This is a genomic window from Gordonia sp. OPL2 (assembly GCF_003797825.1).
GTDB lineage: Bacteria > Actinomycetota > Actinomycetes > Mycobacteriales > Mycobacteriaceae > Gordonia.
In genome coordinates, this window is sequence record NZ_RKME01000017.1 from 105,705 (window position 1) to 121,634 (window position 15,930).

General features: G+C 69.0%; 18 protein-coding genes. 2 read left to right on the forward strand and 16 right to left on the reverse strand.

What is annotated here, in order from left to right; genetic code table 11:
• Nucleotides 1-2 precede the first annotated feature (2 nt).
• Together EEB19_RS16520 and EEB19_RS16525 are read left to right on the forward strand one after the other, a co-directional pair.
• Nucleotides 3-839 carry an NmrA/HSCARG family protein gene (locus tag EEB19_RS16520; RefSeq protein WP_187588181.1) on the forward strand — a complete coding sequence of 279 codons (837 nt, stop codon included), beginning with the start codon at nucleotides 3-5 and terminating at the stop codon, nucleotides 837-839.
• A gap of 186 nt (nucleotides 840-1,025) precedes the next feature.
• Nucleotides 1,026-2,417, forward strand: a complete 1,392-nt coding sequence (locus tag EEB19_RS16525; protein ID WP_187588183.1) for an acyl-CoA synthetase — start codon at nucleotides 1,026-1,028, stop codon at nucleotides 2,415-2,417.
• Between the two features lie 79 nt (nucleotides 2,418-2,496).
• Here the strand turns inward: EEB19_RS16525 and EEB19_RS16530 are convergent, their stop codons facing one another.
• From EEB19_RS16530 to EEB19_RS16605, 16 genes are all read right to left on the reverse strand, one after another.
• The gene (locus EEB19_RS16530) at nucleotides 2,497-3,783 is read right to left on the reverse strand and encodes an MFS transporter (protein WP_187588185.1); all 1,287 of its coding nucleotides are present in this window, start codon (nucleotides 3,781-3,783) and stop codon (nucleotides 2,497-2,499) included.
• Between the two features lie 49 nt (nucleotides 3,784-3,832).
• Nucleotides 3,833-4,189: a RidA family protein gene (locus EEB19_RS16535; RefSeq protein ID WP_187588247.1), complete on the reverse strand. Its 357-nt coding sequence runs from the start codon at nucleotides 4,187-4,189 to the stop codon at nucleotides 3,833-3,835.
• Nucleotides 4,190-4,251: 62 nt separating this feature from the next.
• A complete protein-coding gene (locus EEB19_RS16540; RefSeq protein ID WP_187588187.1) occupies nucleotides 4,252-4,584 on the reverse strand; it encodes a hypothetical protein in 333 nt (110 codons plus the stop codon).
• Nucleotides 4,581-5,705: a Rieske 2Fe-2S domain-containing protein gene (locus tag EEB19_RS16545; protein ID WP_187588189.1), complete on the reverse strand. Its 1,125-nt coding sequence runs from the start codon at nucleotides 5,703-5,705 to the stop codon at nucleotides 4,581-4,583. Before EEB19_RS16545 ends, EEB19_RS16540 begins: the two co-directional genes overlap by 4 nt.
• A 1-nt stretch (nucleotide 5,706) precedes the next feature.
• Complete coding sequence (locus tag EEB19_RS16550; protein WP_187588191.1) at nucleotides 5,707-5,940, reverse strand: recombinase-like helix-turn-helix domain-containing protein; 234 nt, start codon at nucleotides 5,938-5,940, stop codon at nucleotides 5,707-5,709.
• Complete coding sequence (locus tag EEB19_RS16555) at nucleotides 5,937-6,392, reverse strand: alpha/beta fold hydrolase (protein ID WP_187588193.1); 456 nt, start codon at nucleotides 6,390-6,392, stop codon at nucleotides 5,937-5,939. The genes EEB19_RS16550 and EEB19_RS16555 overlap by 4 nt, the downstream gene beginning before the upstream one ends.
• Nucleotides 6,389-8,077, reverse strand: a complete 1,689-nt coding sequence (locus EEB19_RS16560; RefSeq protein ID WP_187588195.1) for a thiamine pyrophosphate-binding protein — start codon at nucleotides 8,075-8,077, stop codon at nucleotides 6,389-6,391. Before EEB19_RS16560 ends, EEB19_RS16555 begins: the two co-directional genes overlap by 4 nt.
• 29 nt (nucleotides 8,078-8,106) lie before the next feature.
• Nucleotides 8,107-8,889: an SDR family oxidoreductase gene (locus tag EEB19_RS16565; RefSeq protein WP_187588197.1), complete on the reverse strand. Its 783-nt coding sequence runs from the start codon at nucleotides 8,887-8,889 to the stop codon at nucleotides 8,107-8,109.
• A gap of 33 nt (nucleotides 8,890-8,922) precedes the next feature.
• A complete protein-coding gene (locus EEB19_RS16570) occupies nucleotides 8,923-9,666 on the reverse strand; it encodes an SDR family oxidoreductase (protein ID WP_187588249.1) in 744 nt (247 codons plus the stop codon).
• Between the two features lie 11 nt (nucleotides 9,667-9,677).
• Nucleotides 9,678-10,478, reverse strand: a complete 801-nt coding sequence (locus tag EEB19_RS16575; protein ID WP_187588199.1) for an alpha/beta fold hydrolase — start codon at nucleotides 10,476-10,478, stop codon at nucleotides 9,678-9,680.
• Nucleotides 10,475-11,473 carry a VOC family protein gene (locus tag EEB19_RS16580; RefSeq protein ID WP_187588201.1) on the reverse strand — a complete coding sequence of 333 codons (999 nt, stop codon included), beginning with the start codon at nucleotides 11,471-11,473 and terminating at the stop codon, nucleotides 10,475-10,477. Before EEB19_RS16580 ends, EEB19_RS16575 begins: the two co-directional genes overlap by 4 nt.
• 8 nt (nucleotides 11,474-11,481) lie before the next feature.
• Complete coding sequence (locus EEB19_RS16585; protein ID WP_187588203.1) at nucleotides 11,482-12,435, reverse strand: PDR/VanB family oxidoreductase; 954 nt, start codon at nucleotides 12,433-12,435, stop codon at nucleotides 11,482-11,484.
• A gap of 42 nt (nucleotides 12,436-12,477) precedes the next feature.
• Nucleotides 12,478-12,996 carry a cupin domain-containing protein gene (locus EEB19_RS16590; RefSeq protein WP_187588205.1) on the reverse strand — a complete coding sequence of 173 codons (519 nt, stop codon included), beginning with the start codon at nucleotides 12,994-12,996 and terminating at the stop codon, nucleotides 12,478-12,480.
• A gap of 38 nt (nucleotides 12,997-13,034) precedes the next feature.
• Nucleotides 13,035-13,412 carry a RidA family protein gene (locus EEB19_RS16595; protein ID WP_187588207.1) on the reverse strand — a complete coding sequence of 126 codons (378 nt, stop codon included), beginning with the start codon at nucleotides 13,410-13,412 and terminating at the stop codon, nucleotides 13,035-13,037.
• A 27-nt stretch (nucleotides 13,413-13,439) separates the two neighbouring features.
• Entirely contained in the window at nucleotides 13,440-14,969 is a 1,530-nt protein-coding gene (locus EEB19_RS16600; protein ID WP_187588209.1) for an aldehyde dehydrogenase, read from the reverse strand.
• A 221-nt stretch (nucleotides 14,970-15,190) separates the two neighbouring features.
• Entirely contained in the window at nucleotides 15,191-15,730 is a 540-nt protein-coding gene (locus EEB19_RS16605) for a MarR family winged helix-turn-helix transcriptional regulator (protein WP_187588211.1), read from the reverse strand.
• Nucleotides 15,731-15,930 lie beyond the last annotated feature (200 nt).

A 15,930-nucleotide genomic window follows, 5' to 3' on the forward strand; every position in this document is an offset into this window, starting at 1 on the left:
TCATGACCCATGTAGTTCTCGGTGCAACCGGAGGCCAGGGCGGCGCGGTGGTGACAGCACTGCTCGAGGCCGATCGTCCCGTCCGTGCCGTCGTCCGTGATCCCGACAGCAAACGTGCCCAGGAACTCCACACCCGCGGTGTCGAGTTGGTCTCGGGCGACATGGTCTCCGGCGAAGGTCTCGCCGAGGCCTTCGCCGACAGCACCGGGGTGTTCGCCTTCACCACACCGTTCGAGTCGGGAGTCGACGCCGAGATCGCCCAGGGCACGGCGATCATCGGCGCGGCGGCCACGGCCGGCGTGCCCTACCTCGTGTTCTCGTCCGTCGCCAGCGCGGATCGAGGAACAGGCGTACCGCACTTCGACAGCAAGAACCAGGTCGAACAGCTCCTCGCCGCATCGGATGTGCCGCACACCGTCGTCGGTCCGACTTACTTCTACGACAATCTCCTCGGCGGCGCGGACGCGTTGTCGGCGGGGGTCATGCCGATCGCGATGCCCGGCGACACAGTGCTGCAACAGGTATCGCGTCGCGATCTCGGGCGCTTCGTCGCGGCACTGTTCGCCAATCCTCAGGATCACCTCGGCGAACGCATCGACATCGCCTCCGATGCCGTCACCCCCGACCAGATGGCCGCCACCCTGTCGTCGGTGCTCGAGCGCGACGTGCACGCGGAATCTTATGACCCCGAACGAATCTCGTCGCCAGACATGCGCGCGATGTTCGAGTTCCTCGGAAGCGGGGGCTACGACGTCGACATCGCGGCACTGCAGGAACGGTTCCCCGAGGTGGGGTGGCAATCGTTCGCCGACTGGGCGGCCGTGCAGTTCGGGAGTTGACACGGTGGCGGGCCGGGACGCACTGAGCGACCCGGCCCGAACCTGGAAGTTTGGACAAGACCGGGGGTTTCTGTAATCACCCCGGCCTCTGGTTCAACAAGCGAGTTACAGCATCGCGTGAACGTGGCCCCCACCGTATCAGGCCGGGGCCACGATCGGCGAATCGTCATCTGCGAAGCTGGAGACGTGCTGTTCCCGACGCTCACCCCCACTGCACCCGATCTGTCCGACGCGATCGTCGTCGGCGACGACCGATTGTCCCGCGAGGATCTCGTCGGCGCGGCCACCGCCGTCGCCGAACGGATCGCGGGCGCCCGCACCGTCGCGATCCTGGCCCGGCCGACAACCGACACCGTGCTGGCCATCGTCGGATGCCTCATCGCAGGTGTCGCCGCGGTTCCCGTACCGCCCGATTCCGGTGCCCGCGAGCTCGAGCACATTCTCGGCGACTCGGGAGCGCAGGCATGGTTGGGAGCCGCGCCCGACGACCCCGCTCTCCCGGTCATCCCGGTGCGCCGCTATGCGCGGTCGTGGCACCGGCACCCGGAGCCTCCGGAGTCGTCGACGGCACTGATCCTCTACACCTCGGGCACCACGGGTCTTCCCAAGGGCGTGCCGATCGCCCGTCACTCGATCGCGGCCGGTCTCGACGCCCTCGCCGAGGCCTGGCAGTGGACCGCCGACGACACGCTGGCGCACGGACTTCCCCTGTTCCACGTACACGGACTGATCCTGGGCGTGCTCGGTCCGCTGCGCCGCGGTGGCCGGCTCCTGCACACCGTCAAGCCGTCGGCGGAGAACTACGCCGCAGCCGCCGAGCGCGGCGCCTCGATGTATTTCGGAGTGCCGACCGTCTGGGCCCGCGTCGGCACCGACCCCGCAGCGGCGCAACGACTGTCGTCGGCGCGACTGCTCGTCTCCGGCAGCGCGCCACTCCCGGTCCCGGTGTTCGACCGCATCCGTGAATTGACCGGGCACGAGATTGTCGAACGGTACGGCATGACCGAGACCATGATCACCGTCAGCACCCGCGCCGACGGAGAACGACGACCGGGATGGGTCGGCCTGCCCCTGGCCGGCGTCGAGACCCGGATCCGCGAGGGCGACAACGATCTTCCGTACGACGGCGAGACCGTCGGCGACCTGCACGTGCGTGGTCCGATGATGTCGTCGGGGTACCTGAACCAGCCGGGCAAGTCGGCCGAATCATGGTTGTCCGACGGCTTTTTCGCGACCGGTGATGTCGCTGTCATCGGCTCGGACGGCATGCATCGCATCGTCGGGCGCCGCGCGACGGACCTGATCAAGTCCGGCGGCTTCCGCATCGGGGCCGGCGAGATCGAGACCGTACTCCTCGGTCACCCTGCCGTCGACGAGGTCGCGGTGATCGGTGTCCCCGACGACGATCTCGGTCAGCGCATCGTCGCCTACGTGGTCGGCGACCGGGTACCCGACGACGAGCTCATCGACCACGTGACCGCCGAACTGTCACATCACAAGCGCCCCAGGGAGATCCGCTTCGTCAACGCTCTCCCCCGCAATGCCATGGGCAAGGTGCAGAAGAAGCTGCTCGACTGAGCGCCGCCGTCCCTCTCCCCCCGGGCCGGGTCCCTGGTGCGGGGGATCGCCGGCCTGGCGATCCCCGCACCCGACCTGGTCAGTTCGCGGCGGGTACCGCCTGCGGGACCGGTTCACGATCCCATCCCGAATGCGCCCGCCCGAGCACGGCGATGACCACCATCGCGACCGCGACGGGTACACAGGCGATCAGGACGATCGTGCTCGTGGAGAAGCCGAGGCCGATGAGCGCGCCCCCGACGATCGGTCCGACGACCGAGCCCAGCCGTCCCATCGAGGAGGTCCAGCCCACCCCGGTGGCCGCCGTGGCCTGGGGGTAGAGCGACACCGCGACCGCGGCCTGCCCGATCATGCCGGCCTGCAGTCCCAGTCCGACGCCGCCGAACACCAGCAGCAGCAGCGCCTTGTCCGCACCGAGGAACGCCGACAGCACGAGGAAAACGATGGCGGCGGCGGTGGTGCCGGCCAGGACCGACGTCATCCGGAACCGCAGCGCACCGACCATCAGGACACCGGCACCGACGATGCTGCCGACACCGAGCGCGGCGGAACCCAGCGGCGCGAGCTTCGTGGTGAATCCGTAGCTGGTGAGAAGGGTGGGCAGCCAGGACGAGAAGATGTAGAACACCGAGAAGACCAGGAACGAGAACGTCCAGAGCAGCACCGTCCGGACGCGGACGGCGGGATCGAAGAGGCGACCCACCGAGGCCTGGTGTCGCGCGTCGGACGGTGCGGTCATCAGCACCGCGCGCTCGTCGGGCAACCAGATCCACAGCAGCGGCAACAGCACGGCCGAGGCGATCGCGCCGGCGATGAAGACCGACGGCCACCCGTACGAGCCGATCAGCGTGGTGCCGAAGAGCCCGGCCACCAGCGCACCGAGGGAGATGCCCATGGTGACGAACACGGCGATGTTCTGGCGGTGTCGGGCCGGGTTGAGCGCGGTGGCCTGCGCGACGGCCGCGGGCATCACCGCGCCGAGACCGAAGCCGGTGATCAGGCGCAGCAGGCTCAACTCGACGATCCCACCGGCCCACGCGGTCAGCAGCGAGCCGATGGTGAAGACGGCGACGGCGACCAGCACGACGGACCGGCACCCGAAGCGGGCGGTGAGTCGTCCGACGGCGATGTAGCCGAGGGCGACGCCCAGGCTGGTCAGCGACAGCGCGGGCGTGAAGTGCGACGGTGCCACCCCCCAGTCCTCGGAGAGCGCGGGTACGGACAGGCCGAGCGCGATGGTGTCGTAGCCGTCGAGGACCACCGCGACGAACGCGAGGATCAGGACCGGCCAGTTGGGCCGGTTGATGACGGTGCTGCCTGTGGGGTCAGGACTCGTGGGGCTGGAACTCTGTGTCGGTCCGCTCATGATGGCGTCCTCGGGGTAGACGGCGTGGTTGACGCCGATTCGACTGATTCTAGTGTGCCGCGACAGCGGCCTTCGGGAGAAATCCCTGTGCTTCGACCTCGACGGTGAGGCCTGGTTCCACCAGTGCTGCGACCTCGACGAGCGTCGAGCACGGGAAGTCGTCGGAGAACACCGTGCTCCGGGCACGTCCGACGGATGCCTTGTCGGCGATGTCGGTCAGATAGATGCGCAGCACGACGATGTCGTCGACCGATGCCCCGCAGGCCTCGGTGAGCAGCCGTACACGGCGGAAGGCCTCCACCGCCTGCGCGTGGGTGTCGTCGCCGCCGACCGGGCCTCCCGGCGCCCCGGCGTGCATCCCGGACAGGAAGAACTGGTCGCCGACGACTCGTGCGTTACTGAACATGTCGGGCCGGGGCGGTTCGGGTACGTCCGGGTGACTCACCCGGGTGGGCTGCTGCGTCCGGATCATGCCGCGTCCACCCCGCGCCGGGCGTCGGATTCGCGGGTCAACCGCTCGCGAACCGGCAGGAAGTCGTAGGTCGGGTAGAAGTCCGTCCGGAACGTCCCCCAGGCCCGACGCTCCAGCTCGACGTTGACCGCGGCGAGGCGATCGGCCGGCAGCCGCAGCGTGACGATCTGACCGATACCCATCGCCACCACCCAGGACACGATCTCGCAGCCGTCCGGGGGGAAGCCGTGCCACCAGTCATGGTCGTCGAGCCTGCCCTGGAGTTCCTCGAGATCCTGCGACTGGTCGTGGCGGAGCACCACCGTCAGCAGCATGGTCGACTCGCTCATGCGTTGGCCTCGGCGAGGACCTTCGCCTGGGCGACCGCATCGGCGCGGTAGATCCGGCGAATCCGCGACACCCCCAGGTCGTGCTGATAGAGGTGCTCTTCCCGATCGGCGTCGGTGGCCAATGCCTCGAGGACCTCGCGGTCCTGTTCGAGCACCTCCCAGTGCTTCGCCTCCAGCGTGGTCCGGTAGAGGAACCGCCACGTCTCGCGTTCCCATCCGCTGACGCGGCGAGTCCGCCAGTGGAAGATCGCCGACGTCGACCGATCGATGGGTGTGCTCATGCCGACGATGCCGAACACGCCGCCGGGGCCGGCACCGGCACCGTACGGGATCTCCAGATCGACGTAGTCCATCGACCCGCGCACGAACTCCACCCAGTCGAAGTTCACCCCACGCTGGTCGGTCTTCTCGAAGAAGAACCCGCGATCGGTCTCCCGGATGCGGAAGCGGGCGGAGGTGTCCCCACCGAACATCGAGTGCGAGTTGCGGTGCAGGAACGCGCCGTGCATCGGGTCGAGCACGTTGTCCATGTAGAAGCGCCACGGGCCTGCCCATTCGGCGAAGTTGCCGAACCACGACACCGCCGGGTCGGAGAGCCGGTCGGGCAGCACGAACGGTGTGGGGACGGACTCAGCGGTCAACGGGATGAACGCGAAGATCGTGTCGGCGGCCTCGACGACCTCCAACGAGACTGTCGCCCTGCGCCCTTCGAGGGCGCAGCCGGGCATACCGGGCACCGACACCACGGTGCCGCCGCCGTCCACCTGCACTCCGTGATAGGCGCAGGCGATGCGGTCGCCGAGGTGCTGGCCGACCGAGAGAGGTGCACTGCGGTGCGGGCAGCGGTCCTCGAGCATGTGCACCACGCCCTGGGGATCGCGGAACAGCACCCAGTCGACGTCGAGGCGGCGGACGGGGACCATGGCGCCCGGTTCGACCATGTGCGACGGGAGGATCGGGTACCAGCGGTCGCGTGGCCCGGTCGCGGCGATGTCGTCGGCGTCCAGATGCCGACGGGTGCCGACGGCGAAGGTCGGGCGTCCCCGCGACGGCCGGGTCGCGCCGGTCGCGCTGGTGGTCGATGCGGTGGTGGCCGTGCGGTTGCTCTCGGTGGTGGTCATGTCACTTCCCCAATCGGCGCATCTCGGCGCGGAAGGTCTCGTCGGTCCAGGAGCCGCCGTCGGGTCCGTGGAGTCCCAGGCCGTTGAGTCCGTCCACGACCTCGGCGAGAGTCGTTGCACCGGAGGAGAAGATCTCGGTGAGCGACCCGGCGAGTTTGGTCTCGTAGGGCGTGATCGGATCGGGATGGGTCTGATGGGTTTCCAGATAGGGCTCGCGGGCTGTGCGAGTGATCATCGGAGGGCTCCTTCGACGAGAGGGGTGGGCGGGGTGAGCAGTCTGCCGTCGCGGGCGGCCAGTCCTTCGGCGATGGCGACGAAGGAGGAGGTCCACTCGGCGAACGATTCCCGGCGCTCGGTGTGCACCGGCCTGGGCGCGCCGTCGATGACGACGAACACACCGTTGTCGATGTCGCCGGCGAGCAACTGTGCGGCGGACAGGTCGGCGTCGGCGACGGGTGCCGACGCCAGGACGAGAGTCGGGACGGTGACCTGGGCCAGCGTCGCCCGGATGTCGTCGGGCACCGTGACGGGTTCGGCGAGAACGAGACTGAGCACGGTGTCCGGATGGTCGACGGCCAGTCGGATCGCGTCGACGACGTCGGCGCCGTCCGCGAACACATGCGTCGGTTCGCCGGCGACGACCGCGGCGCGCGCACCGTCGCCCCACCACAGCCGGGCGGCGATCATGACGCCGCTCCCGACGCCGCGGTGGCGACGTGCACCGGCGGGACGAAGGCCCCCGGCGCCGGTTCCACCGCCTCGACGTCGATTTCGATGATCGACGGTCCGCGCCGCCGCACCGCGTCGTCCAGAGCTCCGGCGATCACACCGGGCCCCTGGACCAGCCGGTACGGGATGTCCATCGATGCGGCCAGCAGATCGAACCGGGGGGTGTGCAGGTCGACGCCGGATCGGCGGAAACCGTTTTTCTCCTGCATGTTCCGCAGTACTCCGTAACCTCCGTCGTTGAACACGAGCACGATGACGTGCGCCGCGGAGCCGGCGAGCGAGGCGAGTTCGCCGAGGTGTACGGCGAGCCCGCCGTCGCCGACCATGACCGCGGTGGGGACATCGGCCCGGGCGTGGGCCGCACCGATGCCCATGGCGAGTCCCTGGCCGATCCCGCCACCGAGCGGGAAGATGTTCGTCGCCCGGTCGTGGATCGGGAGCAGGCGGTTGCCCCATTGGCTCGACGGGATGGTGACGTCGCGCGCGAACACGGACTCGGAGGGCAGAGTGGCGCGCAGGGCGTCGCAGATCTCGGCGTAACCGCCGATGTAGGCGGTGAGGTCCGCGCGTACCTTCTCGCGGGTCCCGGTGACGCGCGCATGCCAGTCCGCGTTCGCGACCGGTTCGCCGAGGTGCGATACGAGGGCGCGGACGGAGTCGTCGGCATCGCCGACGATGCCCACCGTCGCGGGGTACACCCGACCGACGGTGGACGGGTCGACGTCGATCTGGATGAGCTGATCGGGCAGATCGAGTCCGTAGGAGGCGGTTTCGTTGGATCGGAAGTGTGTCCCGACGGCGAGCAGCACGTCGGCGTCGGCGAGGAGGGCACGGACGGCGGGGGTGGTGGCGAAGTTCCCGATGACGAGGGGATCGACCTCGGATACGATTCCGCGGCCCGAATTGCTGGTGAGGATGCCGGCGCCGAGACGGTGCGCGAGGTCGACGACGGCCTCGCTCGCGCCGGCCGCACCGCCGCCGAGCCAGAGGAGCGGCGATCGCGCCGTGCGCAGCAGTTCGGCTGCGCGGTCGATGATGTCGTCGTCGGGGGCCGGCGTCCGGGTCGGGGCGATTTCGATCGGGCGTTGCGCGTCGGGATGGGCGAGGTACTGCAGGTCGGTGGGCCACTCGACGCTGGCCGGCCCCGTCGGTGCGGAGAGGATGTGGGCGATCGCCGATTCGAGTTCGGCGGCCACATCTTTGGCATCGGTGATGGTCGCCGAATGCGCGGAGATCGCCGCCAGCATCTGGGGTTGCGCGGGGAACTCGTGGATCACCCCGCGGCTCGTCGCAGGCCGGCCGGGCGCGAGGTGCTCGCTCTCGATCTGGCCGGTGATGTGCAGGACCCGACTGCCCGCGGTGAGGGCCTCGACCATGGAACCGGCCGCGTTTCCGGCACCGGTTCCGGTGCTGGTCAGCGCGATCCCGATCCCGCCGGAGGCCCGGGCGAAGCCGTCGGCGGCGTTGACGGCGGCGGCCTCGTGCCGCATCTCGACGAAGGTGAGGTCGCGGTCGACGGCCTCGACGAGCGGCAGGTTGTGGATGCTGACCACGCCGAACGCGGTGGTGATGCCGTGCCGGCGCATCATGTCGACGAGAACGTCCCCGCCGGTGCGGCGGTGGGCGTCGGGTTGTGCACTCATGGGTACTCCTGGTGGTGATCGGGTGGGCGTCAGACGTAGCGGTGGACTCCGCCACCGACGTCGAGGGCTGCGCCCGTCATGTAGCTGTTGCGCGGCGAGAGCAGGGTGGTGACCGGGAAGGCGAGTTCGTCGGCGGTGCCGAAGCGGCCCAATGCGATTCCGCGGTCGCGGGCGATCTCCGCGCTCCAGGCGTCGAAGTCGTCCGACGATCCGCTCTCGTGGAATCGTCGCTGCCACTGACCGGTGTCGACCAGGCCGAGGAGGACCGAGTTGACCCGGATGTCGTCGGCGGCGAGATCACCGGCCAGTGATCGGGAGAGGTTCAGCAGCCCGGCGCGGGCGGCGGCGGTCACGGCGAGCCGCAGTTCGGGTTGTCGCGACAGGATGGCGTTGACGATCACCACCGAACCCGCGTCCGACCGCGACAAGGCGGGTCGGGCGGCGCGTACGACGTTGAGCGCCCCGAAGATCTTGAGGTCGAACTCTTCCCGGATCTCGTCGTCGGTGGTCTCGTCGAGGGTCCGCATCAGCGAGCGTCCCGCGTTGCAGACGACTCCGTCGATCCCGCCGAGCTGCTCGACGGCGGTGTCGACGAAGGCGTCGACGGATACCCGGTCGGTGACGTCACAGGAGGCCAGGACGACGTCGGTGACCGCGGCGAGGTCGGCGGTCGCGGCGCGGAGCCGGTGCTCGTCGCGTGCGCACAGCGCGAGGCGGGCGCCTTCCTCGGCGAGCAGGCGCGCCGTCGCCAGTCCGATCCCCGAACTGGCTCCGGTGATGAGAATCCGGCGGCCGGTGAGCTGCAGATCCATGAGGTCTCCTGGTGGTGTGAGGTCGAGAGCTGGTCAGCGGAAGATGAATCCACCGTCGACGACGATCGTCTGGCCGGTGACGAACGCGGCGTCGTCGGAGAGCAGGAACCGGACGACGCCGGCGACGTCGCCGGGGGTCTGCTCACGCTTGAGGGCGCGGCCCTCGGCGTAGGTGCGGTAGCGCTCGTCCGGGACGGACTCGGTCGCCTCGACGCGGGTGAGTCCGGGTGCGACCGCGTTGACGCGCACCCCGTGCGGTCCGGCATCGCGGGCCATCGACCGGGTCATGCCGATCACGGCGGCCTTCGACGACACGTAGTGCACCAGTCGCGGTGAGCCGTAGAGCGCGACATCGGAGGCGATGTTGACGATCGCGCCCTGACTCGCGGACAGCAATGGCCACAGGTATTTGGTGACCGCCCAGGTGCCGCGGACGTTGACATCGGTGAGACGGCCGAACTCGTCGTCGGCGAGTTCGAAGAACGTGTCGCCGCCGACCCCGTCGGCGATGGCCGCGTTGTTGACCAAACCGGTCACGCGTTCACCGTCGGACTCGAGTCGATCGGCCAGCGCGCGTACGGAACCGAGGTCGGCGATGTCGGTGACCACGGCGGTGACGTCGTGGCCGGCCGACACCAGGTCGCGGGTCGCGGCGCGTGCGGTGTCGGGATCTCGTTCGGCGATCACGACGCGATGGCCGTCGCTGCACAGACGCTGCGCGATGCTGCGACCGAGCCCCCGCCCCGCGCCGGTCACGACGATGGTCCCGGCGGTCATCACGGTCGTGGTCATGACAGTCTCCCGATGAACTCGATGATCAGGTCGGCGATCCTGTCGGGCTGTTCCTGGATGGCGACGTGCCCGGCATCGGGGATCACCGCGAACTCGGCGCCGGGGATGTTCTCGGCGAGCAGGCGCGACTCGTCGACACCCGTGATGACATCATGTTCGCCGACCAGAACCATTGTGGGACGGTCGATCCGGTTCAACACTGCTCCGTGGTCGGTGGTCGCCATGAACTCCGCGGCCGCCGCGAATCCCGGCTCCCGCACCGCGGCCATCGAGCGGCGGACCGTCTCGGCGACCGCGGCGTCGGCGGTCGGTGCGAGCAGACGGTCGGCACGGTCCGCGGCGACCGCCTCGGCTCCGCGATCACGGAGATCGTCGATGCGGGCACGCATGGCGCGGGCCTTGTCCGGCGTCGTCCCCGACCCGCGGGTGCTGTCGGCGAGGACGAGTGCGGCCACACATTCCGGATTCCGGAGTGCCACGGCGGTGGCGATCACGCCGCCCCAGGACGTTCCGACGAGGATCACCGCCCGTCCTGGCCACCGGCTGGTGAGAAGGTCGACGACGGTCGACACCACATCGTCGCCCGGCGATGGGTCGGCCGAGTTCCCGTAGCCGGGCGCATCGACGCACCACGTCGAGAAGCCGGACGCGGCGAGGCGTTCCGCCAGTGGAGCACACGAGCCGGCGGATCCGCCGATGCCGTGCAGTGCGACGACGGGGAGGTCGGTCCGGATCTCCCGGCAGGAGCGATGCTCGACGACGTTCAGGCGTTGCGCCAGCGGGGGTGCCGCGGTCATGACACACCGGCCGGTTCGGGGATTCCGACGAAGTAGTCGGCGCGGGGTGCGGTCACGAGGTGGCGTGCGCCGAGATCCGGGATCCCGGCCATGGCCGAGCGGATGGTCGTCGACGGCGGGCCTGCCGTGCCCCACTGGTCGGACAGTTCCGGTGTGCGTCGCCAGGTGCGGCACAACCACGAGTCCTCGTCGATCTGGGCGACCTCGGAGGTGTATTCGCACACGAGGCCCGCCGGGTCGGTGAAGTACGAGAAGGTGTTGTCGCCGGGGCCGTGGCGACCGGGACCCCACTGCGGTGTGATGCCGCCGGCGCGCAGGTTGCCGATCCCCCGCATGAAGTGGTCGATCGACGTCATCTCGTAGGCGATGTGGTTCAGCGACGGCCACGCCGCCTGGTTCAGGGCGATGACGTGGTGGTCGGCATTGCAGCGGAGGAATGCCATCTGACGTTCGGACCAGTCGGAGATGCGCATCCCGAGCACCTGGGTGTAGAAGGCCGCGGTGCGCTCGATGTCGGCGGTGTTGAGGACGACGTGCGCGATCTTGCGCGGTACGGCGCGCCGGCCCGCCGGTTCCTGGGTCGACACGGCGAAGGTGTCCGCGGAGAGTTCGATCGTGCGCCCCTCGGGATCGACCAGCTGCAGACCGTAGCCGCCACCGGCATCGTCGAGTGGCCCGGGATCACGGAGCATCGGGATGCTCGCGATCTCGAGTGCACGGGCCGCGTCGTCGACCTCCCGCGGGGTGGCCAACGCAAAACTGATGCAGCTCAACGCGTTCTGATCGCCTGGCCGCAGGTCGAGGACGTGGTGCTCGGTTCCGGTGGCGCGGAGCCAGAACCGGTCGCCGTCCTCGTCGACGGCCGAGAGCCCCCACACCTCGTGGTAGAAGTCACGCGACGCGACCGGATCGGGGACGCTCAGCGCGACCGATCGCAGACTGCGCAGTCGGCAGACAGGTGCGGCGGTCGGCGACGGCAGATGGGAGTACAGCACGATTGCTCCTAGAGATCGAGGACGAGTTCGGCAGAGCGGCACCGGGACACGCACGGGAACATCGTCCGGTTCTCCGCGTGTTCGGACTCGCTGAGCAGGAAGTCGCGGTGGTCGACGTCTCCTTTGACGACTCCCACCTCGCAGGTCCCGCAGATGCCTTCGGTGCACGAGCTCGGCAGATCGACACCGGCGTCGAGCAAGGCGTCGAGCACCGAGATGTCCGACCCGACGGTGACACGGTCGCCGGTGCGATCGAGGATCACGTCGAACGCCTGCTCGTCACCGGACGGCGCCGCGGCGGCGGGGGCGGCGAAGCGCTCGGTGCGCAACGTGACGCCGTCCGGAATCTGTGCGGCAACGGCGTCGAGGAGCGGAGCCGGTCCGCAGCAGTAGACCACGGTGCCGCGGGCTGCCGATCCGAGCATGCCGGCGAGGTCGGGCAGGCCGCCCTGCTCGTCGTCGGCGTGGACGGTGACCGAGGCGGTGTGCGAACCCATCTCGTCGACGAAGGCCATCGAGCGTCGAGACCGTCCGGCGTACAGCATCCGCCATGGCCGGCCGTCCCGATGCAGGCGCCGCATCATCGCGACGATCGGGGTGATCCCGACGCCACCGGCGACCAGGATGTGGTCGGTCGCGTCGTCGTCGAGACCGAAGGCGCTCCGCGGCCCCTCGACCTCGATCTCTACGCCGACCGACAGCCGATCATGCACGAGAGTGCTACCGCCCCTGGATTGTTCGGCCCGCAGCACGGCGACGGTCCAGTGCGTGGTGTCCTCCGGGTCGGAGCACAGCGAGTACTCGCGTATGAGCCCGCCCGGCAGGTGCAGGGCGATGTGCGCTCCGGGCTCCCACGCCGGCAGCGGTGCGCCGGACGGGTCGACCAGGGTGACACTGGTGACCCCGTCGGCCTCCCACGTCTTCTGCTGGACGCGAAGGACTCTCGAGATTCCTGCGCTCATCGGTGTTCCTCTTCGATCGGAGATCGGTCGGTGCGGCGTCCCTCAGCGGGTGACGCCGTACATCTCCGAGCTCGGCGGGTAGGTGGGCAACTGCGGCTTCTCGGCGCCGATGATCACGCAGAACAGGGCGTCGATGTCACCGACGTTGGCGAGGCTGCGGGGCACACCTGCCGGAACTCGGATCAGGTCGCGGTAGCCGAGGCGCCGGACCGCCTTCTTGGTTCCGTCCTCGACGTCGTGCACGGCGACCTCGAGCTCACCCTCGAGGACGAAGAACACCTCTTCGACGTCGTGGTGGGTGTGTTCCGGGCCGACGGCACCGACGGGCAGCCGCATGTTGGAGAACGTGAAGTGCTCCGACGGCAGGGTGCGGTTGTCGCCCTCGTGGTTGCCGGTCGCACCCGACCCGATGTAGCGGATCTGGGCACGCTTGAAGCGGTCTCCGCCCTTGGCGGCCTGGAATCCCAGGGTGTCCCAGTCCTCGTGACGGGTCTCGCGGCGGGCGATGGCCGCGTCGATCTGTTGTTCGAGGTCGACGGTGGTCTTCTCCGGTGCGGTCATGATGGGTGTCCTTTCGATGGAGGTACGGATGATCGGGGTCAGGCGACGTGTGCGATGGCTTCGATCTCGACGGTTGCGCCGTAGGGCAGCGCAGCGACCTCGACGAAGGACCGGGCCGGCCGAGGTGCGTCGAAAGTTTTCTCGTAGTGGCGGTTCGCCGCGTCCCGCAACGTCACGTCGGTGACGAAGTAGGTCGTCTTCACGACGTCACGCAGAGCCATGTCGATGGTGCCCAGCCGTTCGGTCAGGCGCGCCATCGCGGCGTCGAGGGCCGGTTCCACGCCGTCGACGGCCCGCCCGTCTTCGTCGACGGACAGCGCCCCGGACACGAATCCGAATCCGGCCACGGCAAAGGCAGGACTGTAGGGGTGGGCGGACACGGGTTGGTCGACCACGGTGTCGGTGGGTGTGGACATCGGAGTTCCTTTCGTCGAGAACGATGTTCAGTGATTTCGGGGGGAGCCCCACGCGAGAGGCGCGTCGCTGCGATCGAGGTAAAAGCTCTTCTGGTCGCAGTACTGCCGAACGGCGTCGCGTCCCTTCTCGGTCCCCAACCCGCTGTCGCGGAGGCCGGTGAAGGGGGTGGAGATGGAGAACTGCTTGTAGGTGTTCACCCAGACGGTGCCGGCGTCGACCGCCTCACCGACCCGCAAGGCGCGTCGATAGTCCTCGGTCCAGATCCCGCAGGCCAGTCCGTAGACGGTGTCGTTGGCCTGCGCGATCACGTCGGCCTCGTCGTCGAACGGGATCAGCACCGCGACCGGCCCGAACACCTCGTCCTGACAGATGGTGTCGGAGTTGGCGACATCGGTGAGGATCGTGGGCGGGTAGTAACAGCCGTCGGTCAGTCGCGGGTCGTCGGGGATCGCGCCGCCGCACAGCACCCGGGCACCACTGCCGACGGCCGCGTCGACCATCGATGCCACGGAATCGCGGTGCGCGACGGAGATCATCGGCGCGACGTCGGTGTCGGGATCGGTACCGACGCCCAGACGCAGTCGTCGGGCCCGCGCGACCAGCTCGGCGGTGACATCGCCGAAGATGCTGCGCTGCAGGAAGATCCGCGATCCGGCGATGCAGCTCTGACCGCTGGAGGAGAAGATCCCGAAGAGGATGCCCTGCAGGGCGCGCTCGACGTCGGCGTCGTCGAAGACGATGGTGGGCGATTTCCCGCCGAGTTCGAGGGTGATCGGCATGAGTTTCTCCGCCGCCAGGTGTGCGAGATGACGGCCGGTCGTCGTACCGCCGGTGAAGCTGACCTTCGCGACCAGCGGGTGACGCACCAGGGCCTCACCCACCGTGCGTCCGGGGCCGGGCAGCACCGACAGCACGCCGCGCGGCAGTCCGGCCTCCTCGCACAGGCGGGCCAGCAGCAGGGTCACCCACGGCGCCCACACCGGTGGCTTGCTCACCACGGCGTTGCCGGCCGCGAGGGCGGGAGCCAGTTTCTGCGCGTCGGAGGCGATGGGCGAGTTCCACGGGGTGATGGCCGCGACGACTCCCATCGGACGATGCGTGGAGAGGGTCATCCACGGGCCACGGGGCGTGGTCAGGGTGTCGTCCATCGTCTCCAGGGCCGCCGCCATGTATCGAAAGGTGTTGGCAGCACTGGCCGCAAGCGCACGGGTCTCGGTCAGCGTCTTGCCGGTGTCGAGGGTCTGCAGCGCTGCGATCCGGTCGCGGGAGTGATCGATCGCGTTGCCGATCCGATGCAGCACGGCGGCTCGCTCGTGCGGCAGCATGGTCGTCCACCCGCTTGCCGTGGCTGCCGAGAGTCCCTCGCGCACAGCGGTGTCGACGGTGGCCGGGGTCGCCCCGTGCAGTGTCGCGAAGACCCGTCCGGTGGCCGGGTCCACCGACTCGATGATGTCGCCGGTGCCGACCTCCCATCGTCCTGCGACGTGGATCCGGTCGGCCAGGTCGGCGGGGGCGGGGAGGTCCGCGACGGCTGGGCCGCTCGCTACGAGTGACATACATCTGTCCGTTCGGAAGGCTGATCTGAGGCTGTCTCGCGCTCGACGATTTATCTTTGCGCTAAGACAGTTTTAAAGCCTTAGCGCTAAGAGGTCAAGGGGAGAAAACCCAGCACAGCCGTTCGTAACGGCTCTATTACACCGATGAAATGGAAGAGATGCAGGTCACATGGGGTGTGTCGCCGGTCACCACATGCCGAGAATTTCTTTCGACGACGACATCAGCCGACTGCGATCGGGTCCGATTCGCCCGGATCGAGACCGTCGCCGAGCATCGCGGACCGCGCAGAATCCTCCAGCCTGCCCAGCAGTCGCGCGAGATCCGCGGCGTCCTCCGCGGACAATCCGTCGAGCATCGTCTGCAGCTTCGCGAAGTGGTCGTCGGCGACCCGGTCGACCAGTGCGGCACCCTCGGGCGTCAGCTCGACGTAGACCACGCGCGCATCGTGCGCGTCCTTGGTCCGGGTGACCAGGCCGGCATCCTCGAGGCGTTTGACGCGGAGCGAGAGCCCGCCGGTGGTGACGAGGGTCTGCTCGGCGAGTTTCCCGGCGGTCAGCCGGTTCTCGGGAACGGCGCGACGCAGACAGGCCAGGACGTCGAACCCAGAGTCGGTGATGTCGTACTCCTCGAAGGTCGCCGCGATACGCGCCTTGTAGACGAGGAAACTGCGGTGGAGGCGGCCGAACACCTTGAGTGCCGACACATCGAGCTCCGGACGTGCGACCGCCCAGTGCGACACGATGACATCGACTCCGTCCATGATGATCGAGCGTACCCACACCGGTCGGGGCGATCAGGGAACCGGCCGGGTCGGGCTCCGAGGTCGGCCCCGAAAAGCGCCCCGGAAAAGCACCCGCCGCAGGCGGCCCGTCGACACGATGTCGGCGGCCACGCTGAGGCGGGCGGATTTCCGGGGCGCTTTTCGGGAGGGGCGCTTTTCGGGAGGGGGCAGATTTCGGG

Bases quoted from the DNA above. Each gene is read 5' to 3' on its own strand.
- EEB19_RS16520 (WP_187588181.1), top strand. From the start codon at position 3: ATGACCCATGTAGTTCTCGGTGCAACCGGAGGCCAGGGCGGCGCGGTG.
- EEB19_RS16530 (WP_187588185.1), bottom strand. From the start codon at position 3,783: ATGAGCGGACCGACACAGAGTTCCAGCCCCACGAGTCCTGACCCCACA.
- EEB19_RS16535 (WP_187588247.1), bottom strand. From the start codon at position 4,189: ATGTTCAGTAACGCACGAGTCGTCGGCGACCAGTTCTTCCTGTCCGGG.
- EEB19_RS16540 (WP_187588187.1), bottom strand. From the start codon at position 4,584: ATGAGCGAGTCGACCATGCTGCTGACGGTGGTGCTCCGCCACGACCAG.
- EEB19_RS16545 (WP_187588189.1), bottom strand. From the start codon at position 5,705: ATGACCACCACCGAGAGCAACCGCACGGCCACCACCGCATCGACCACC.
- EEB19_RS16550 (WP_187588191.1), bottom strand. From the start codon at position 5,940: ATGATCACTCGCACAGCCCGCGAGCCCTATCTGGAAACCCATCAGACC.
- EEB19_RS16555 (WP_187588193.1), bottom strand. From the start codon at position 6,392: ATGATCGCCGCCCGGCTGTGGTGGGGCGACGGTGCGCGCGCCGCGGTC.
- EEB19_RS16560 (WP_187588195.1), bottom strand. From the start codon at position 8,077: ATGAGTGCACAACCCGACGCCCACCGCCGCACCGGCGGGGACGTTCTC.
- EEB19_RS16565 (WP_187588197.1), bottom strand. From the start codon at position 8,889: ATGGATCTGCAGCTCACCGGCCGCCGGATTCTCATCACCGGAGCCAGT.
- EEB19_RS16570 (WP_187588249.1), bottom strand. From the start codon at position 9,666: ATGACCGCCGGGACCATCGTCGTGACCGGCGCGGGGCGGGGGCTCGGT.
- EEB19_RS16575 (WP_187588199.1), bottom strand. From the start codon at position 10,478: ATGACCGCGGCACCCCCGCTGGCGCAACGCCTGAACGTCGTCGAGCAT.
- EEB19_RS16585 (WP_187588203.1), bottom strand. From the start codon at position 12,435: ATGAGCGCAGGAATCTCGAGAGTCCTTCGCGTCCAGCAGAAGACGTGG.
- EEB19_RS16590 (WP_187588205.1), bottom strand. From the start codon at position 12,996: ATGACCGCACCGGAGAAGACCACCGTCGACCTCGAACAACAGATCGAC.
- EEB19_RS16595 (WP_187588207.1), bottom strand. From the start codon at position 13,412: ATGTCCACACCCACCGACACCGTGGTCGACCAACCCGTGTCCGCCCAC.
- EEB19_RS16600 (WP_187588209.1), bottom strand. From the start codon at position 14,969: ATGTCACTCGTAGCGAGCGGCCCAGCCGTCGCGGACCTCCCCGCCCCC.
- EEB19_RS16605 (WP_187588211.1), bottom strand. From the start codon at position 15,730: ATGGACGGAGTCGATGTCATCGTGTCGCACTGGGCGGTCGCACGTCCG.